The sequence below is a fragment of the Paenibacillus durus genome (assembly GCF_000756615.1).
Taxonomy (GTDB): domain Bacteria; phylum Bacillota; class Bacilli; order Paenibacillales; family Paenibacillaceae; genus Paenibacillus_AQ; species Paenibacillus_AQ durus.
This window is the reverse complement of sequence record NZ_CP009288.1, coordinates 4,111,018-4,127,012: the sequence shown is the minus strand read 5'-3', so window position 1 is coordinate 4,127,012 and position 15,995 is coordinate 4,111,018. Positions and strand designations below refer to the sequence as shown.

The window sequence follows — 15,995 nt, the reverse complement described above, 5'->3', positions numbered from 1 at the left end:
TGAAGAAGCAGAACGCTTGATTAGGAGTTTCATTCCGAAAAAAGCGGCTTGGTCATTGGACCGGGCTGCTTTTTTCTATCAAAGATAGTTAAGAATAGTATAAATCGCTCTATTACCGTAAGAATGAATATTAGGCGATTGACTTATCGTAACGATTACGACTATAATCTAATAGTAAAGTTTACGATCAGGAGGAGAAACACACAAAATGTTATTCAAAGGAATTAAGGGACTGGCGCTTCCCCTTATGCTGTTGGCGCTTCTGCTGGCCGGCTGCGGCCCGAAGAGCAGTGGTACGATCGTGGAGGACAAGGTGAACGTAGTTACTACTTTTTACCCCATTTATGAATTTGCGCAGGAAATCGGCGGGGAAGACGTCAATGCCATCAATCTGCTGCCGGTCGGCGTGGAGCCGCATGACTGGACACCGCGCAGTCAAGATATCGTGAATACTTCCAAAGCGCAGCTGTTCCTGTATAATGGTGCAGGTCTGGAGGGCTGGGTGCCAAATTTCCTGAAGGGTCTGGACAGCGGCAGTAAGGTGCAAGCGGTCGAAGTAAGCAAAGGCATCGATTATATTATGACGAATGAAGAGGAAGACCATGATCACGGCGCGGAACATGCAGAGGAACACGGAGAGGAAGCATCCGGCGACTCGCTCCATACCGATCCGCATACATGGGTTAGCCCGAAATCGGCCCTTCTGATGGCTGAAAATATTAAAAACAGTCTGGTTCAGGTTGATCCCGCACATAAAGACGGATACGAAGAGCGTTACAGTAAGGTAGCGGATCGTCTGAAGGCGCTGGGTTCCAAGTTTGAAACGGAGCTGGCAAAGGTCCCGAATAAAGAAATCGTGGTGTCTCATCAGGCGTTTGCTTATCTGTGCCGCGATTACGGCCTTACCCAGCACGCGATTATGGGCCTGTCTCCGGACGCCGAGCCTCGGGGTCAGGATTTGGTGAAGCTGGCGGAACTGGTGAAAAAAGAGGGCATTCGTTATATTTTTTTCGAGGAGCTGGTTTCGGACAAATTGGCCAAGACGTTAGCCGCCGAAGCGGGCGTGTCGACTATGGTGCTTAATCCGGTAGAGGGGCTTACGGAACAGGATCAGAAAAACAATGAAAATTATTTCACTCTTATGGAGAAAAATTTGCAAAATTTAATTCTGGCTTTAAAATAAGGGAGAAAGCCTACGTGAAAGGGGGGATTGCCATGCAACCGGTATCCCTGGACTGCCACCAGCATATGATCGATATACAGAACCTATCGTTTTCCTACGGGGAACAGAAGGTCATTTCCGATTTGAATTTAACAGTGAGAGAACGTGATTTTGTCGGCATTATCGGCTCGAATGGAGCCGGCAAAACTACACTGCTTAAAATGATTGTCGGCCTGCTTCCGGCAACCGAAGGCGAGATCAGCTTGTTCGGCCAGCCGGTCCGCAAGTTCAAGGATTGGGAACGAATCGGTTATGTGCCGCAAAAAAATGCGTTCAACCCGCTGTTTCCCGCCACGGTACGGGAAGTAGTCATGTCCGGACTTTACAACAACAAAAAAGTATTCCGCCGCATCTCCCGTGCCGAGCAGTGTAAATGTGATGACGCATTGGAAGTTATGCGCATTCAGGGCATTCAGAACAAACGGGTAGGCATGCTGTCCGGCGGCCAGCAGCAGCGCGTCTTTCTGGCGCGGGCGCTGATTAACCATCCGGATCTGCTCATTCTGGACGAACCTACGGTCGGCATCGACATCGAGACGCAGGCTGCATTCTTCGATCTGATTACGCATATGCATGCCCATCATCATATGACATTCCTGATGGTTTCGCATGACATCGATATGATTCAGAACTATCTTGGCAAGGACCCTTTGAAGTGTAACGGCAAAATCAATTTCTATTCCCGCCATTCGCATGAGCTTCAGAACTGCGCCGCCAAAGACCTGCAGCATACGCTCACATAATAAAGATCGGCCATTGTACAACATAAGCTGATCAGGCCTTTGCCCTTAAGGTTTTAATCTTGATCTTTAATACGATCGGCCATTGTACAACATAAGCTGATCAGGCCTTTTGTCCTTAAGGTCTTAATCTTGATCTTTAATACGATTGGCCATTGTACAACATTAGCTGATCAAGCCTTTGCTCTTAATTCGATTGGCCATTGTACAACATTAGCCGATCAAGCCTTTAATCTTTAAGCTTTTAATCTAGGTACGAAAAAAGTCAAGCGTGTCCCGCTTTTTGGGACGTAAGCGCTCATTGAGTCAAACAGACCCAGGGAGCGTCCCCCTGAACACCTCCGCCAAAAATTGCGGGTGTCCAGAGGGCGCGGCCCTTGGGGCCCTCCCCGGTGGGGAGGGTTTGGGAGGGGAAACTTTGGATATTTTATTCAGCGATTTTTTTCAGCGGGCGCTCGCGGGCGGCCTGTTGATTGGGATTACGGCGCCGCTTATGGGCGTTTTTCTTGTGCTTAGAAGGTTGTCCATGATTGGGGACTCGCTGGCCCATGTCACAATCGCCGGGGTGGCGCTCGGATTTCTGACCGGCTTTTACCCGCTGGGAGCAGGGCTGATTTTTGCCGTCGCGGCTTCATTCGGGATAGAGAAGCTCCGTAAGGCCTACAAGAGTTACGCGGAGCTGTCGATCGCCGTTATTATGTCGGGCGGCGTGGCGCTGGCCTCATTATTTTTTACCTTGGGAAAAGGATATAACGCCGATGTCATCAGCTACCTGTTCGGCAGCATTTATACGCTTGACAATACCGATCTTCTGGTCGTTGGCATCGTGACCCTTGTGGTGGTAACCGTAATGTCGGTGTTTTTCAAGGAATTCTTTCTGCTCAGCTTCGAGGAAGACGCCGCCAGCGTGAGCGGACTGCCTGTTAAGATGCTTAATGTGCTGATCACGGTTCTGACGGCGCTCGTCATCAGCACCGCGATCAAAATCGTCGGCTCTCTGCTCGTATCCGCGCTCCTGACTATTCCGGTGGCGATCAGCCTGCTGCTGTCGCGCAGCTTTAGGATCTCCGTTATTTTATCGGTTGTTATAGCGGAAATCGCCGTTGTCAGCGGGCTGGTCATTGCGGGGATCTGGAATCTCGCGCCGGGTGCAACGATTGTTCTACTGCTGATTGCCCTTCTCGCGCTGACACTGGCCGGTAAAAAAGGAGTTCGCCTGTAGTATCGGCCGGGAAGGATGGGTAAGCGCAGCAAAACCGGAAGCCCGAAGGCTCCCGGCACAGTGACTGAAGGAGAGATGCCGCAGTGTCCAACATTAACGCGGGAATCGCTTTAGCCGCCGGTCTGGCTTCATTCATTTCCCCCTGCTGTCTGCCGCTGTATCCTTCTTATTTATCATACATAACCGGGCTGTCGGTCCAGCAGCTAAGAACGGGAGAACAGAGAAGGGAAGCCCGTCTTCGTACGCTCAGCCATACACTGGCGTTCATTCTGGGGTTTTCGGCCGTCTTTTATACGCTCGGCTTCGGCGCCGGGGTATTTGGGCAGTTCTTCATCGAACAGCGCGAGCTGATCCGCCAATTGTCCGCTATCTTGATTATTGCGATGGGACTGTTTCTGCTGGGCATTTTTCAGCCCCGCTTCCTTATGCGCGAGCGTAAGCTGGAATTCAGCCGGAAACCGGCGGGGTATGTCGGCTCCTTTATTTTCGGCATCGGCTTCTCCGCCGGCTGGTCTCCCTGCATTGGTCCGATCCTGACGGCGATTATCGCCCTGTCGGCGAGCGAACCGGGAACCTGGCTGAAGCTGATTACGGCGTACAGCATCGGGTTCGCGCTGCCTTTTTTCGTGCTGGCCTTTTTCGTTGGGGGGGCGCGGCGGCTGCTGAAATATTCGGGTCCTCTGATGAAAATCGGCGGAGCGCTGATGGTCTTTATGGGCATCCTGCTGTTTACGGATCAGATGTTCCGCATTACCATTTGGCTGCAGGGCATTACTCCGGGTTGGCTTAAGTTCTAAGGAAGGCTTAAGTAAAATAATCGATCCGGCCCGCTGGAAAATACGTAAAAATACGCTCTGTGATAAATTCGCGCAGGGCGTTTTGCTGTTCATACGGATAACGCTTCTCAATGACCGCTCTGGCGTCAGCACACTCATAAACTCACACACTCCTTTGCAAAAAGGATAAGCTTATTTTCCCGAATTAAATTGTCAAAAAATCATGGCAATGAAGTGCAGATTGGGCGCAGTTCTTGTGTGCTTTCGACTTGCCAAGCTTGGGGAGAAACATGTATCATTGTTAGAACAAGATTTGGTCTTAGGACCATGGTCAATATAGAAAAGAGGTAATTGCATGCCAACACCCAGCATGGAGGATTATTTGGAGCGCATATACAAGCTGATCGACGAAAAAGGCTATGCGCGGGTATCGGATATTGCGGAGGGCCTGGAGGTTCATCCCTCTTCCGTTACCAAAATGATCCAAAAACTGGATAAGGACGAATATCTCATCTATGAGAAATATCGTGGGCTCGTCCTGACCACTAAAGGAAAAAAAGTAGGGAAACGTCTGGTGGACCGCCATAAGCTGCTGGAAGAGTTTCTCGCGATAATTGGCGTTCAGGAGCAAAATATTTACCGGGATGTCGAGGGAATTGAGCATCATTTGAGCTGGGATTCCATTACATGCATAGAGTCTCTTGTGGAATTTTTCCGCCGGGATGAGAGCAGAATTCAGATGTTAAATCAGATTCATCAGGAATTATACAGCGAATCATGAGCACAACCGGAAACGGATATTGTCCTGAAATGGACAGTAGATCCGTTTCTTTTGCTTTTTCCGCAACCTTTTCCATTTTTCCTCGTCCAAATTTGTAGCATGTTACATAACCGGAGGTTTGGGGAGGAATTATGAAACTGAAGAATTGGGTCATCGGAATGCTGCTTATTGTTCTCTGTGTACCGCTGTTGTCTTCCGGTGCCGCTCGGGCGGCATCAGCTGTAATTACAATTGAACTGGACGGAATCCCGCTTGCGAGCGACGTGCCGCCGTATATGACTTTCAGAAATGTAACAATGGTGCCGCTCGGAGTGATCAGCCAAGGTCTGGGCGCGCAGGTGGTATGGAATCAGAGCAGCAGGACCGTTACGATCGTCAAGGACGGCATTGAGCTGAAGCTCATGAGTGGCAAAAAAACGGCAGTGGTCAACGGAGCCTCCGTTGCTCTGGATAATTCGGTCGTAATCAGGCAGGGGCGGATTATGGTGCCGATTCGGTTCGTGGCGGAGAATCTCGGCCTTCAGGTTGTATGGAATAAAGCCGCCAAGCAGATTTCGCTATATACGGACGCCGAGCCGGCGCAAGCAAGCGATCCGGTAAATCCGCAGACGCCCTCCGTACCCGTTATTCCGAAGCCAACTGTCTCCAGTATTCCCGGTGCAGGCTCCAAGGCGATGAAAGGGGTTTGGATATCCAGCGTATTCAATCTGGACTGGCCCTCTGCGTCTTCGATGGGGAAGATCGATCAGCAGAAAAAAGAGTTCATCAGCATGCTCGACAAGCTGAAAGCCATCGGCTTCAATGCCGTATTCGTGCAGGTTCGCCCAAGCGGCGACAGCCTGTACCCGTCTTCGCTTGTTCCCTGGTCCAAGGTGCTGACCGGCACCCAGGGCAAGGACCCGGGCTATGATCCGCTGGAGTTCATGATCGACGCGGCGCATGCACGGGGAATGCAGTTCCATGCCTGGTTCAATCCGTTCCGGGCGACGACGGACGCTTCTACGTCCTCACTTGCCGCCAATCATGTCGCCAAGGCGCATCCGGAGTGGATGGTCAAGGCGTACAACAAGCTCTACATTAACCCGGGAATCCCGGAGGCGCGTCAGAGCATCATCGATACAGTGCTTGAAGTCGTGAGAGGCTACTCGATCGACGGCGTTCATCTGGACGACTATTTCTATCCGTCTTCCTCTTTTGATGATGACAGCACATTCAATACCTATAACGCTAACCATATCGCAAGCAAAGACGACTGGCGGCGTGATAATATCAACGACTTTGTTCGCGAGCTCGGGAAGCAGATTCATGCGCTGAGGCCCGAGGTTTCATACGGAATCAGCCCCTTTGGCGTCTGGCGCAATATCAAGATGGACAGCACCGGTTCGGATACGACGGCAGGCGTGTCCGCATATGACGATATATACGCCGACGTCCGGACCTGGATCAAGCAGGATTGGGTCGATTATATCGCTCCGCAAATTTATTGGAGCCTATCCTTTGATGTAGCCAGGTACGACAAGCTGGTGGAATGGTGGGCGAACGAGGTTCGGAATACGGGCGTGAAGCTGTATATCGGCCAGGCGGCCTATAAAGTGGGCGCGGCGGACCAAAGCGCCGAATGGCAGAGCGGCGAGCAGATTATCAACCAGTTGAAATTCAACGAAAAATTCGCTGAAGTGCAGGGCAGCATCATGTTCCGGGCCAATGATATTGTGGTGCGCAATCCATCAGATTTAAGCAGCTTGCTAACCTTTTATTTTAAATCCTAATCCGGTTTCCTAGGCATTAAATATCCCCCGTGCTCATAGATAAGCAGTATAAGTCTATGGGAACGGGGGATTGCCGTTTATGGAGATCAATGCGGTCTTTGAAGGAGGCGGCGTAAAGGGCATTTCGCTTGCAGGGGCGGTTCAGGCGTCGGAGGAAGCGGGTGTTACATTCAAAAGGGTGGCAGGCACCTCCTCAGGCTCTATTGTCGCCTCACTGCTTGCAGCCGGGTACAGCGGGGAGGAAATGAGCAGAATTATTCAGGGCACCTCGTTCCGATCTTTTTTGAAACGCTCGCCATTCTTCAATACCAAGCTAATCGGTCCCGCCCTGCGGGTGATGCTGAAAAAAGGGCTCTACTCGGGAGAGGCGCTGGAATCATGGATACGCGGCATTTTACGGCAGAGGGGAATTGTTTCTTTTCGAGATCTTCCTCCGGGCAAGCTGTCGATCATCGCTTCCGACATTACAGATGGCCGGCTTGTTGTCCTGCCTGAGGGACTTGAGGAGTATGGGATCAACCCCGATAATTTTGAGGTGGCCAAGGCGGTGCGCATAAGCTGCAGCATCCCCTATTTCTTTGATCCGGTGATACTGCGCAGGAGCGGGAAAGCGGCGGAAGGAAAGTCTTTTGCCGAACAGTTTGTCTATATGGTGGACGGAGGATTGCTGAGCAATTTTCCGATGTGGCTGTTTGAGGAAAAAGAGCCCGGCGTGCAGGGTGCGGTAAAGGTTCCGGTAGTCGGCTATCAGATGGTCGGGCGCACAGCACCCCAGGCCAACCGGATCACAGGACCGTTCAGTATGCTCCAGGCACTGGTCGGAACGATGCTGTCGGCGCATGACGAGCGCTATATTGAGCAGGAAAAGTTCGTCCGTACCGTCAAAATTCCCACACTCGGGATCGGTACGGTCCAATTTGAACTGACCCCTGAAGAGAGCACGTCACTGTACAATTCCGGATACCATGCGGGAAAGGAGTTTTTCCAGAAATGGCGTCCGGGACGGTTTGAGAAGCTGCTGATTATAAATAAAAAAGCGTCCTCGCATTTTTGATGGAATGCGAGGACGCCGGGTACCGTGCTTAAATCAGTGATATCTGGGCAGTTGTTCATCTTCGTTCTTCCCTTTGCTGCCTTCAATGACTCGAAAAGGATAGGTCTTGCGTTTGCCGGCTGGCGGCGGGCTCTTTCGCATGCCTGCGACCTTCGCCAATGTCTTCTGGGAAGGCTTTACCTTGATTTTGGGCTGTCTCCGGTTACCGCTTCCCGTAAACCGGCGGGGCGGGAACTTGTAGAGCAGGAACAAGACAAGGAACAAAGCGACGGGAACGATAAAGCCCTTCAGCGAACTAAGGCCATCTGTTTCCAAACCTGATACGAGACCGAAAACCGCTAGCAGTACTGCGGTCCAAAAAATCAAAGCATGCCGTTTCATAGGCCACTCATCCTTTCGCAGGGTCCAATATGCCTCCGGTTACACTTGATTGTTGATATCCTTTTGCTTCGATTGCCGCATCCAATTCGCGCATGCGGTTGAAGGAGGCAATCGATACTTCCACCTGATCGTCCTTTGGTTCTTTCGTTGTAAGCAGCTGCAGCCATAGTCCGGGATAGCCGAGAAAGCGCAGCACCGGAAGTTCACGTACGGCGTTGGTGCCCTTCAGCACTTCGAAGGATACACCGATAACGAGTGGAAGCAGGATAAGCCGCTGCACGATCCTCTCTACAAGGGTATCCCAAGGCACAACGGAATAAATGATGACACCCAGCACTATCGTCAGCATCATGAAGCTGCTGCCGCAGCGGTAATGCAGGCGGCTGTGCTTCTGTACGTTCTCTACCGTCAATTCGTCGCCGGCTTCGAACGCGCTGATGACCTTATGCTCTGCGCCGTGATACTGGAACAATCTTTTGACAACAGGGGTCTGGGAGATAGCCCACAGATAGACAAGCAGCAGGACCAGCTTAATGGCCCCTTCAATGAGGTTGTGCAGAACGTAGTTCTTGAATGCATTGCCGAACAAATAATGTTCTACGAACACGGGAACAAGGGTGAAAATAATTTTGCCGACAATGAAGGATAAAATACCCATGACGGCTACGCCCAGCATCATACCAAGACTCCAGCCCTCTTCTTTCTCCTTCTTCTTATTCTGCTTGGCGATTTCCTCCGTCTCCGTCTCGTCTTCCGCATAAGCCTCCGCGGAATAATTCAAATGCTTGGAGCCTTTGGCGCTGGCATCTATAATACTGACAAGGCCGCGGAGCAGCGGGATCTTGCGCAGTTTGACAACCCAGCTCTTCTCGCTTCTCGGCACCTCCAAAAAAGTAATTTCCTGATTCTTCCGCCGCACGGCTGTCACATTGACATGCTTGCCGCCGAACATAACACCTTCGATGACGGCCTGACCGCCGTAACTCGGAATTCCCTGAGACAACCAATTCACCTTCCCGTAATATTGTAGTGTATTGCTCTTTATATTCTTCATTGTAACTAATTTTTGTTTACATTTCTACTTGGATCGATCTTTCCTGCGCATACTAGTCTGTAAAGAGGATTAGAGGCCAATTGTAAGGGCTATATCTTATAGTAGAAAGAGGAGAGTGCGGCTAAATGGGCAATGCGGCGAGTCAGCAGCGGCAGAAGACGAATCCGTTGTTTTTTGCGATTGAAACGGGTTTTTTTGCGGGCCTCATCTGGGGCGGATTGCATTGGATATTCTATGTGCTTCACTTTACAAAGGTAATCCCGGGCTTTCTGGGCGAGCCGATCTTTAAGCATAAATTTCTGGTGACGGTCGCTGGGCAACTGGCGGGGTATCTTCTGTTCATCGGCTTCTCGGTTCTTTGTTCCATCTTGTATGTTCTGGTTTTCCGTAAAATTAAAGGGCCTTGGGCAGGAATGATCTATGGAATTGTGTGGTGGTCGGTGCTTATTCTGGCCTGCTCCTGGCTCTTCCTGATGCAGCCGCCTTTTCGGCTTCCCTGGGATTCGTTAATCAGTGAATTTTGCCTGTTCCTGCTATGGGGACTGTTCATTGGCTATACGGCCGCGACCGAATACACGGATGAGCGCAAGAGGGACAGCAGTACGGGAATGGCCTGACGATCAAAAAAACTTCTCAGTTGGCATGGCCCTATGTTACAATACAATGTGGCTATTTTCGAGAGGAGAATGATCATGGGCAACAACCGGGTCTCCAAACTGCGGAAGGTAGTACAGGATCGCGGTCTGGATGCGATGTTAATCACGAGCAGCATTAACCGCCGTTATTTGAGCGGATTTACCGGTTCATCCGGCTATGTGCTGATTACGGGCGACGAGAGCTATTTGCTGACCGACTTCCGCTACATGACCCAGGCTTCGGAACAGGCGAAGGGGCTTAAGGTCGTGCAGCATGGGCCGAAGTTTATCGATACGGTTCGCGAGCTGCTGCCGAAGAGCGGGCAGGTACGCCTTGGCTTCGAGCAGGACGACGTGTCCTACGGCGCATATACGTCATACGTGGAAGCGCTGAAGCCGGCCGAACTCGTTCCGGTATCTCAAGCGGTAGAGAAGCTTCGCATGTTCAAGGATGAAGATGAGCTTGCCGTGATGAGAAGAGCGGCGGATCTTGCGGACGATACGTTCCGGCACATTCTGAATGTGATCAAGCCGGGCATGACCGAGCGGGACGTCGATCTGGAAATGGAATTCTACATGCGGAGCCACGGGGCGACCGCCTCGTCCTTCGATACGATCGTAGCTTCCGGAGAACGCTCCTCCATGCCGCATGGCGTTGCGAGTCAGAAGGTCATTCAGAATAATGAATTCGTGACGTTTGACTTTGGCGCGCTGCTGGACGGCTACTGCTCCGACATCACGCGGACGATCGCGCTGGGCAGCCCTGACCCTAAACTTAAAGAGATTTACGACATCGTGCTGGAGGCTCAGCTGTACGCGCTGGAGCATATTAAGCCGGGCATGACCGGCAAGGAATGCGACGCTCTGTCACGGGATATCATCACCCGCTATGGTTACGGAGAGCAGTTCGGGCATAGTCTTGGCCACGGCCTTGGCATGGAAGTTCATGAGTGGCCGCGGCTGTCGAAGCTCAGCGACGATGTGCTTCAGCCGGGTATGGTTGTCACCGTTGAGCCGGGCATTTATGTGCCGGGACTCGGAGGCGTTCGCATTGAGGATGATGTAGTCGTAACGGAGACCGGCGTCGAGAGATTGACTCATTCATCTAAGGATTACACCGTTCTCTAAATTTCGGTAAAACCGCCCTGCTAGGTTACAGCCGAAACAGTTTAATTGTTCTAATATAAGGACAAGTTATTTTCGAATTCAGGAGGGGTTTATTAGTGATTTCCGTAAACGATTTTAAAACAGGCCTGACCGTTGAGGTGGACGGCGACATTTTTACTGTGTTGGACTTCCAGCATGTTAAACCGGGCAAGGGCGCGGCGTTCGTCCGTTCCAAGCTGAAGAACCTGCGCAACGGCAACACCGTTGAACGTACTTTCCGTGCGGGCGAGACAATCGGCCGCGCCATCATCGAGAACCGCGCCGTGCAATATCTGTATGCGAGCGCTTCCGAGCATGTGTTCATGGACAACCAAACCTATGATCAATTCACCCTTGAAGCTGACCAGCTCGAATGGGAACTGAACTTCCTTAAAGAGAACATGACGGTTAACATCGTCAGCTACCAGGGCGAGCTTCTCGGCATCAATCTGCCGACCAGCGTTGAGCTCAAAGTTGTGGAAACCGAGCCGGGCGTAAAAGGCAATACAGCCCAAGGCGCGACGAAGGCGGCCAAACTTGAGACCGGACATACCGTTCAGGTGCCGCTCTTCATTAACGAGGATGACGTTCTCCTGATCGATACACGCGAAGGCAAGTATATTTCCCGCGCGTAAGCTTGCTTTGTCTTGTTACCGCACGATACCGGCCTCCCCGCATGGATGCGGGGAGTTTTAGCGTTCAACGGCCTTAAGATATGTCGCTATTTTTTGCAAAATAATTAACGCATCCGGTCACTTTCGTATTATACTGTGTAAAAGCGGGAAACCGAATGTATTAACTGCTACATAGAATTTGAAGTAGGGAGTGAATGAGGCTTTGTCACTTTATGTCATGAAATTCGGAGGCAGCTCCGTAGGCGACACCGAGCGTATGAAGCGGGTTGCCAAACGCATCGCAGACAAGCAGGATGAGGGCCATCGCTGTGTCGTGGTCGTCTCCGCCATGGGGGACACGACCGACGATCTGATCGATCAGGCCAAGCTGCTTAGCAGCCAGCAGCCTGCGCGCGAGATGGACATGCTGATGACGACAGGGGAGCAGATCTCCATTGCGCTGCTGTCCATCGCTCTAGCCGGCATTGGACGGGAGGCCGTTTCCTATACGGGCTGGCAGGCCGGCTTCCGCACGGATGAGACGCACGGACGGGCTCGGATTAACGAGATTGTACCCGGTCGTGTGCTGGAAGCGCTGGAGAAAGACAAGATTGTTATCGTTGCCGGCTTTCAAGGGATGACGACTGACGGCGAAATTACGACGCTCGGACGCGGCGGCTCCGATACGACGGCGGTTGCGCTGGCTGCGGCGATCAAGGCGGACGTGTGCGAGATCTATACCGACGTTGATGGTGTATATTCCACCGACCCGCGCATCGTGAAGAACGCGCGCAAGCTTAAAGAAATCTCATATGACGAAATGCTGGAGCTCGCCAATCTGGGCGCTGCCGTGCTGCATCCGCGCGCGGTGGAATACGCAAAGCGGTACCAGGTGAAGCTGGTTGTGCGGTCGAGCTTTAATTATAATGAAGGCACTGTGGTGAAGGAGGAAGCAAGCATGGAGCAGGGAGTGGCGGTAAGCGGCATCGCTTACGACAAAAATGTGGCTCGGATCAGTATTTCGGGAGTGGCCGATGTTCCCGGCGTACTGGCTCAGGTGTTCGGAAAGCTGGCCGCTGAAGGCATCAACGTCGACATCATCGTGCAGAGCGGCGTACAGAACGGGGAAGCGGATTTCTCCTTCACCGTTTCGCTGGGCGAAATGGAAAAGGCCAAGGATGTTATCCGGCAAATCAGACAAGAATTGCCATACCGCCAAGTAACATCGGAAGATAATCTGGTCAAGATCTCCATCGTCGGCGCGGGCATGGTCAGCCATCCCGGTGTCGCGGCGCAGATGTTCGATGTGATTTCAAGTCTTGGAATCAGCATCAAGATGGTCAGCACCTCCGAGATCAAGGTATCTTGCGTTGTGGAGTCCGGCAAGCTTCAAGAGATTATCCAGGCGCTGCATACGGCGTACGGTCTGGATACCGACCAGCAGGTGTTTGTGGGCGGTCCGCAGGATCGCCGGTAGTCTACCATTTCAAAGATTTGATAAAGTTTAAAGCGGAATAATCCACAAATTTCTATACAGTAAGCAGCAACAAGGGACTGCCCCGCGAGCCTAGCAAGGCTTTCGGAGCAGTCCCTTTTTTTAATTCATTCGAATGTGTAAGCTGCCCTTAGGCCAGCCGTTTGAACCTCCCCAGTATTTCCACTGTCTCCAGCACATTGACGAATGCGGTTGGGTCGACTGTAACAACCACCTTGCGAAGCTCCGCAAGCTCGTACCGCGTGGTGACCGTCATCAGCATCGTGTTGCCTTCATGGCTGTATCCCCCTTCCGCATTGACGACGGTAACGCCATGCGGAAGCCGGTTCAACTCCGCGACCATCTCATCCTTCCGCTTTGTAACGATGAAGCAGGTCAGTTTGACATGCCGGATATGAATGATGTCAACGACCTTGCTCTTCACAAAGGTACACAGCATGGCGTACAGCGCGGAATCCCAGCTTTTCATAAAGCCAAGGGTCAATATGATCACCCCGTCCATAATGAACAGCACTGTTCCCATAGGCACATCGCGCTTGCGCGTGATGATGGAGCCCAGAATATCGAATCCTCCCGATGATCCGCCCGCACGTAAAGAGAAACCGATGCCTCCCGCAATAATAACCCCGCCGAAGATGCTGGCGAGAATTGGATCTTTGGTCACCTGCACCTGGGGAATGATCGTCAGAAACCAGGTCGTGCTGGCGACGCAGAGCATGCTGAGGCAGATGTATTTTTTCCCCACGGCAACGAAGCCCCAGAGCAGAATCGGCAGATTGATGCCGAAATAGATGAGCGAAATATACTTGGGATTGGTCAAGTATCCGATGACGGACGCCGTTCCTGCCACTCCTCCGCTGAGCAGCTGATGCGGGATGAGGAACAGCTTGAGACCGGCGGCGACCAGGAGGGCGGAAAGTACGACAATAGCTGCTTCTCTGGCCGTTTTGGCAAGACTTTCAAAAGTGTTGACTACTGCATGATGACGCGTGTGCATGGAAGCATTCCTTTCTGTATCATGACTTGGTTATCATTTTGCTAAAAATATTTTATCACACTGATGAGATTTTTCTATCACTTTTTTCGCAATGGTTTCTTTTCCATATATATTGGATTGCCGCACCTGATTTTATGCCGGATTCTTGTTGTCTAAAGCGGGACAATCCCGCATATCTATGAATATAACAGCCGGGAATCGGCGGCTTTCGGAAGAAGCGACGCAAATTTCGGGCAGAGGGGGCTGTAACGAAGGTGGACAAGTATGTAAGCTGGATGGCTATTCTGCGGATGCTGTCGGGCAGCGTGGAAATCACTGCTGCGCTAATTATGCTGCGATTGAACCAGGTGGATAAGGCGCTTGCGGTTAATTCGGGGCTCGCGCTGGTCGGTCCGACCGTGCTGATTCTGACGACGGCCATCGGACTAACGGGCATGGCGCAGGATCTCTCTCCCAGCAAGCTGGCCTGGGTGGGTATAGGCGTGGCGTGTCTCTTAATCGGCATTTTGAAAAAATGATAGATTGGTAGTCATATTGCGAACGTACAAGCATAGATATGGAATAAAGCATTCCATAGAGGACAACTGGGGGTACGGCTTATGGCCAACGACTGGCTTCAATTATTTCCCGAAAAAGTGAAAGCCGCGCTTTCCCGGCTCCCGCTTACGTTGCTGGAGACGGTGGAAGAAATACGCATTAGGGAAGGTCGTCCGCTGGAAATCAATTATGCAGGTAAATACCATTTTGTAGACGCGGCCGGGGGGCTGACCCTGGAACCGGAGGAGGCATACAAACCGGACCGCGAAGACAGCCACCGGATGCTTGATCTGATCAGCAACCATTCACTGTATACGATGGAAGAAGAGCTTCGCAAGGGATTCATCACCATCCCGGGCGGACACCGGATCGGGCTCGCTGGGCGGACGGTTCTGAGCGGCGGCAGTGTAGGTCATCTCCGGGACATCGGCGGATTCAACGTCCGGATCGCAAGAGAGATTCCCGGAGTCGCCGACCGGCTTCTGCCGCATCTTCTGGACGGGAGCCGCCAGCGGGTCATGCACACGCTCATTCTGTCTCCGCCCCAGCATGGGAAGACAACGCTGCTCCGTGATCTAGCCCGGCAGATTTCCGCCGGGAGCAAGGGAGGAAGGGAAGGGCGCAGGCCGGGCCTTAAGGTAGGCATCGTGGACGAGCGTTCCGAGATTGCCGGAAGCCGAAGGGGGATTCCTGCCTTCGACATCGGCCCGCGCACGGATGTGCTGGACGGCTGTCCCAAAGCCGAGGGCATGATGATGATGATTCGCTCCCTCTCGCCGGATGTGCTGATTGCAGACGAAATCGGCCGGCCCGAGGATGTCGAGGCGGTGTCCGAGGCGCTGCACGCCGGAATTACCGTTCTGGCAGCCGCGCACGGCCGGGAAGTGTCCGAGCTGGCACTAAGACCCGGTCTGGGCAGGCTTATCGAGCTGGGGATGTTCGAAAGGTATGTCATCCTCCGCCGGTCGGCAGGAGAACTCTCCTTCCGCGTGCTGGACGGCCGCAAACGCTCGCTTCCGGTATACACCGGAGAAGTTAAAGGAGGCGAACGCCATGCTTAAGCTTCTCGGCGCCGCGATGATCCTCCTCGCGGCCACGCTGGCGGGCTTCAGGCGGGCCGGCCAGTACGCAGACCGGCCCCGGCACATCCGCGGTCTAATCGCCGCGCTTCAGCGCCTGGAGACCGAGATCATGTACGGCTATACGCCGCTGCCGGAAGCGATGAAGCGGATCGCTGTCCAGTCAAGGGAGCCGCTGCGGGGCTTCTTCGCCGCAGCCGCCGATAGCATGTGCGCGCCGCGTAACGAGAGCGCGCAGGAAGCGGTGGGCCGGGCGATGGAAACGCACTGGAAGGCGACCGCGATGAAAGCGCCGGAGCAGGAAATTGTCCGGCAGCTCAGCTGCACCCTGGGCACCAGCGACCGAAGCAATCAAGCGAATCATATTGCGCTGGCGCTGCAGCAGCTGAAGCAGGAGGAGATTTCGGCCCGTGAGGACCAGGCCAAGTACGAAAAAGTGAGCAAAAGCCTGGGACTGCTGCTGGGGGCGCTCATCGTCATTTTGATCTTTTAG

General features: G+C 52.7%; 17 protein-coding genes. 14 read left to right on the top strand and 3 right to left on the bottom strand.

From position 1 onward, the window contains the following. Positions 1-208 precede the first annotated feature (208 nt). From PDUR_RS17815 to PDUR_RS17785, 7 genes are all read left to right on the top strand, one after another. Positions 209-1,183 (top strand): metal ABC transporter solute-binding protein, Zn/Mn family, encoded by a 975-nt coding sequence (locus PDUR_RS17815; protein ID WP_042207493.1) that lies wholly within the window; start codon positions 209-211, stop codon positions 1,181-1,183. 32 nt (positions 1,184-1,215) lie between these two features. Continuing rightward, positions 1,216-1,965: a metal ABC transporter ATP-binding protein gene (locus tag PDUR_RS17810; RefSeq protein WP_042207492.1), complete on the top strand. Its 750-nt coding sequence runs from the start codon at positions 1,216-1,218 to the stop codon at positions 1,963-1,965. A gap of 415 nt (positions 1,966-2,380) precedes the next feature. Then, the gene (locus tag PDUR_RS17805; RefSeq protein ID WP_042207491.1) at positions 2,381-3,184 is read left to right on the top strand and encodes a metal ABC transporter permease; all 804 of its coding nucleotides are present in this window, start codon (positions 2,381-2,383) and stop codon (positions 3,182-3,184) included. 83 nt (positions 3,185-3,267) lie between these two features. Next, positions 3,268-3,981, top strand: a complete 714-nt coding sequence (locus tag PDUR_RS17800) for a cytochrome c biogenesis CcdA family protein (RefSeq protein WP_042207490.1) — start codon at positions 3,268-3,270, stop codon at positions 3,979-3,981. Between the two features lie 334 nt (positions 3,982-4,315). Continuing rightward, positions 4,316-4,741 carry a transcriptional regulator MntR gene (mntR, locus tag PDUR_RS17795; RefSeq protein WP_042207489.1) on the top strand — a complete coding sequence of 142 codons (426 nt, stop codon included), beginning with the start codon at positions 4,316-4,318 and terminating at the stop codon, positions 4,739-4,741. A gap of 131 nt (positions 4,742-4,872) precedes the next feature. After that, positions 4,873-6,510 (top strand): family 10 glycosylhydrolase, encoded by a 1,638-nt coding sequence (locus tag PDUR_RS17790; protein WP_042207487.1) that lies wholly within the window; start codon positions 4,873-4,875, stop codon positions 6,508-6,510. A gap of 79 nt (positions 6,511-6,589) precedes the next feature. Continuing rightward, a complete protein-coding gene (locus tag PDUR_RS17785) occupies positions 6,590-7,564 on the top strand; it encodes a patatin-like phospholipase family protein (protein ID WP_042207485.1) in 975 nt (324 codons plus the stop codon). Between the two features lie 33 nt (positions 7,565-7,597). On the opposite strand, the gene PDUR_RS17780 is transcribed toward PDUR_RS17785, so the two are convergent. Further along, complete coding sequence (locus PDUR_RS17780; protein WP_042207484.1) at positions 7,598-7,945, bottom strand: hypothetical protein; 348 nt, start codon at positions 7,943-7,945, stop codon at positions 7,598-7,600. Positions 7,946-7,952: 7 nt separating this feature from the next. Then, positions 7,953-8,897 carry a DUF1385 domain-containing protein gene (locus tag PDUR_RS17775; RefSeq protein ID WP_042209472.1) on the bottom strand — a complete coding sequence of 315 codons (945 nt, stop codon included), beginning with the start codon at positions 8,895-8,897 and terminating at the stop codon, positions 7,953-7,955. Positions 8,898-9,124: 227 nt separating this feature from the next. Here PDUR_RS17775 and PDUR_RS17770 point away from each other — a divergent pair, with 227 nt between their 5' ends. The 4 genes from PDUR_RS17770 (at position 9,125) to PDUR_RS17755 (ending at position 12,871) form a co-directional block, all read left to right on the top strand. Further along, complete coding sequence (locus tag PDUR_RS17770; RefSeq protein ID WP_042207483.1) at positions 9,125-9,616, top strand: YqhR family membrane protein; 492 nt, start codon at positions 9,125-9,127, stop codon at positions 9,614-9,616. A 75-nt stretch (positions 9,617-9,691) separates the two neighbouring features. Further along, positions 9,692-10,762, top strand: coding sequence for a M24 family metallopeptidase (locus PDUR_RS17765; protein WP_042207481.1), 1,071 nt, complete (start codon positions 9,692-9,694; stop codon positions 10,760-10,762). 95 nt (positions 10,763-10,857) lie between these two features. Continuing rightward, positions 10,858-11,415, top strand: coding sequence for an elongation factor P (efp, locus tag PDUR_RS17760; protein WP_042207480.1), 558 nt, complete (start codon positions 10,858-10,860; stop codon positions 11,413-11,415). Between the two features lie 202 nt (positions 11,416-11,617). After that, positions 11,618-12,871 carry an aspartate kinase gene (locus tag PDUR_RS17755; RefSeq protein WP_042207479.1) on the top strand — a complete coding sequence of 418 codons (1,254 nt, stop codon included), beginning with the start codon at positions 11,618-11,620 and terminating at the stop codon, positions 12,869-12,871. A 148-nt stretch (positions 12,872-13,019) separates the two neighbouring features. Here PDUR_RS17755 and PDUR_RS17750 read toward each other — a convergent pair whose 3' ends face one another. Continuing rightward, the gene (locus tag PDUR_RS17750; RefSeq protein WP_081949573.1) at positions 13,020-13,886 is read right to left on the bottom strand and encodes a YitT family protein; all 867 of its coding nucleotides are present in this window, start codon (positions 13,884-13,886) and stop codon (positions 13,020-13,022) included. A 254-nt stretch (positions 13,887-14,140) separates the two neighbouring features. Between PDUR_RS17750 and PDUR_RS17745 the strand changes: the two genes are divergently transcribed. The 3 genes from PDUR_RS17745 (at position 14,141) to spoIIIAB (ending at position 15,995) form a co-directional block, all read left to right on the top strand. Beyond that, positions 14,141-14,404: a YqhV family protein gene (locus tag PDUR_RS17745; RefSeq protein WP_407944236.1), complete on the top strand. Its 264-nt coding sequence runs from the start codon at positions 14,141-14,143 to the stop codon at positions 14,402-14,404. 81 nt (positions 14,405-14,485) lie between these two features. Further along, a complete protein-coding gene (gene spoIIIAA / locus PDUR_RS17740; protein ID WP_042207478.1) occupies positions 14,486-15,484 on the top strand; it encodes a stage III sporulation protein AA in 999 nt (332 codons plus the stop codon). Next, entirely contained in the window at positions 15,477-15,995 is a 519-nt protein-coding gene (gene spoIIIAB, locus PDUR_RS17735; RefSeq protein WP_042207477.1) for a stage III sporulation protein SpoIIIAB, read from the top strand. Before spoIIIAA ends, spoIIIAB begins: the two co-directional genes overlap by 8 nt.

What these genes read in the sequence shown, in the direction of transcription:
- PDUR_RS17815 (WP_042207493.1), top strand. Translation starts at nt 209, where the DNA reads ATGTTATTCAAAGGAATTAAGGGACTGGCGCTTCCCCTTATGCTGTTG.
- PDUR_RS17810 (WP_042207492.1), top strand. Translation starts at nt 1,216, where the DNA reads ATGCAACCGGTATCCCTGGACTGCCACCAGCATATGATCGATATACAG.
- mntR (WP_042207489.1), top strand. Translation starts at nt 4,316, where the DNA reads ATGCCAACACCCAGCATGGAGGATTATTTGGAGCGCATATACAAGCTG.
- PDUR_RS17790 (WP_042207487.1), top strand. Translation starts at nt 4,873, where the DNA reads ATGAAACTGAAGAATTGGGTCATCGGAATGCTGCTTATTGTTCTCTGT.
- PDUR_RS17785 (WP_042207485.1), top strand. Translation starts at nt 6,590, where the DNA reads ATGGAGATCAATGCGGTCTTTGAAGGAGGCGGCGTAAAGGGCATTTCG.
- PDUR_RS17780 (WP_042207484.1), bottom strand. Translation starts at nt 7,945, where the DNA reads ATGAAACGGCATGCTTTGATTTTTTGGACCGCAGTACTGCTAGCGGTT.
- PDUR_RS17775 (WP_042209472.1), bottom strand. Translation starts at nt 8,897, where the DNA reads ATGTTCGGCGGCAAGCATGTCAATGTGACAGCCGTGCGGCGGAAGAAT.
- PDUR_RS17770 (WP_042207483.1), top strand. Translation starts at nt 9,125, where the DNA reads ATGGGCAATGCGGCGAGTCAGCAGCGGCAGAAGACGAATCCGTTGTTT.
- PDUR_RS17765 (WP_042207481.1), top strand. Translation starts at nt 9,692, where the DNA reads ATGGGCAACAACCGGGTCTCCAAACTGCGGAAGGTAGTACAGGATCGC.
- PDUR_RS17750 (WP_081949573.1), bottom strand. Translation starts at nt 13,886, where the DNA reads ATGCACACGCGTCATCATGCAGTAGTCAACACTTTTGAAAGTCTTGCC.
- spoIIIAA (WP_042207478.1), top strand. Translation starts at nt 14,486, where the DNA reads ATGGCCAACGACTGGCTTCAATTATTTCCCGAAAAAGTGAAAGCCGCG.
- spoIIIAB (WP_042207477.1), top strand. Translation starts at nt 15,477, where the DNA reads ATGCTTAAGCTTCTCGGCGCCGCGATGATCCTCCTCGCGGCCACGCTG.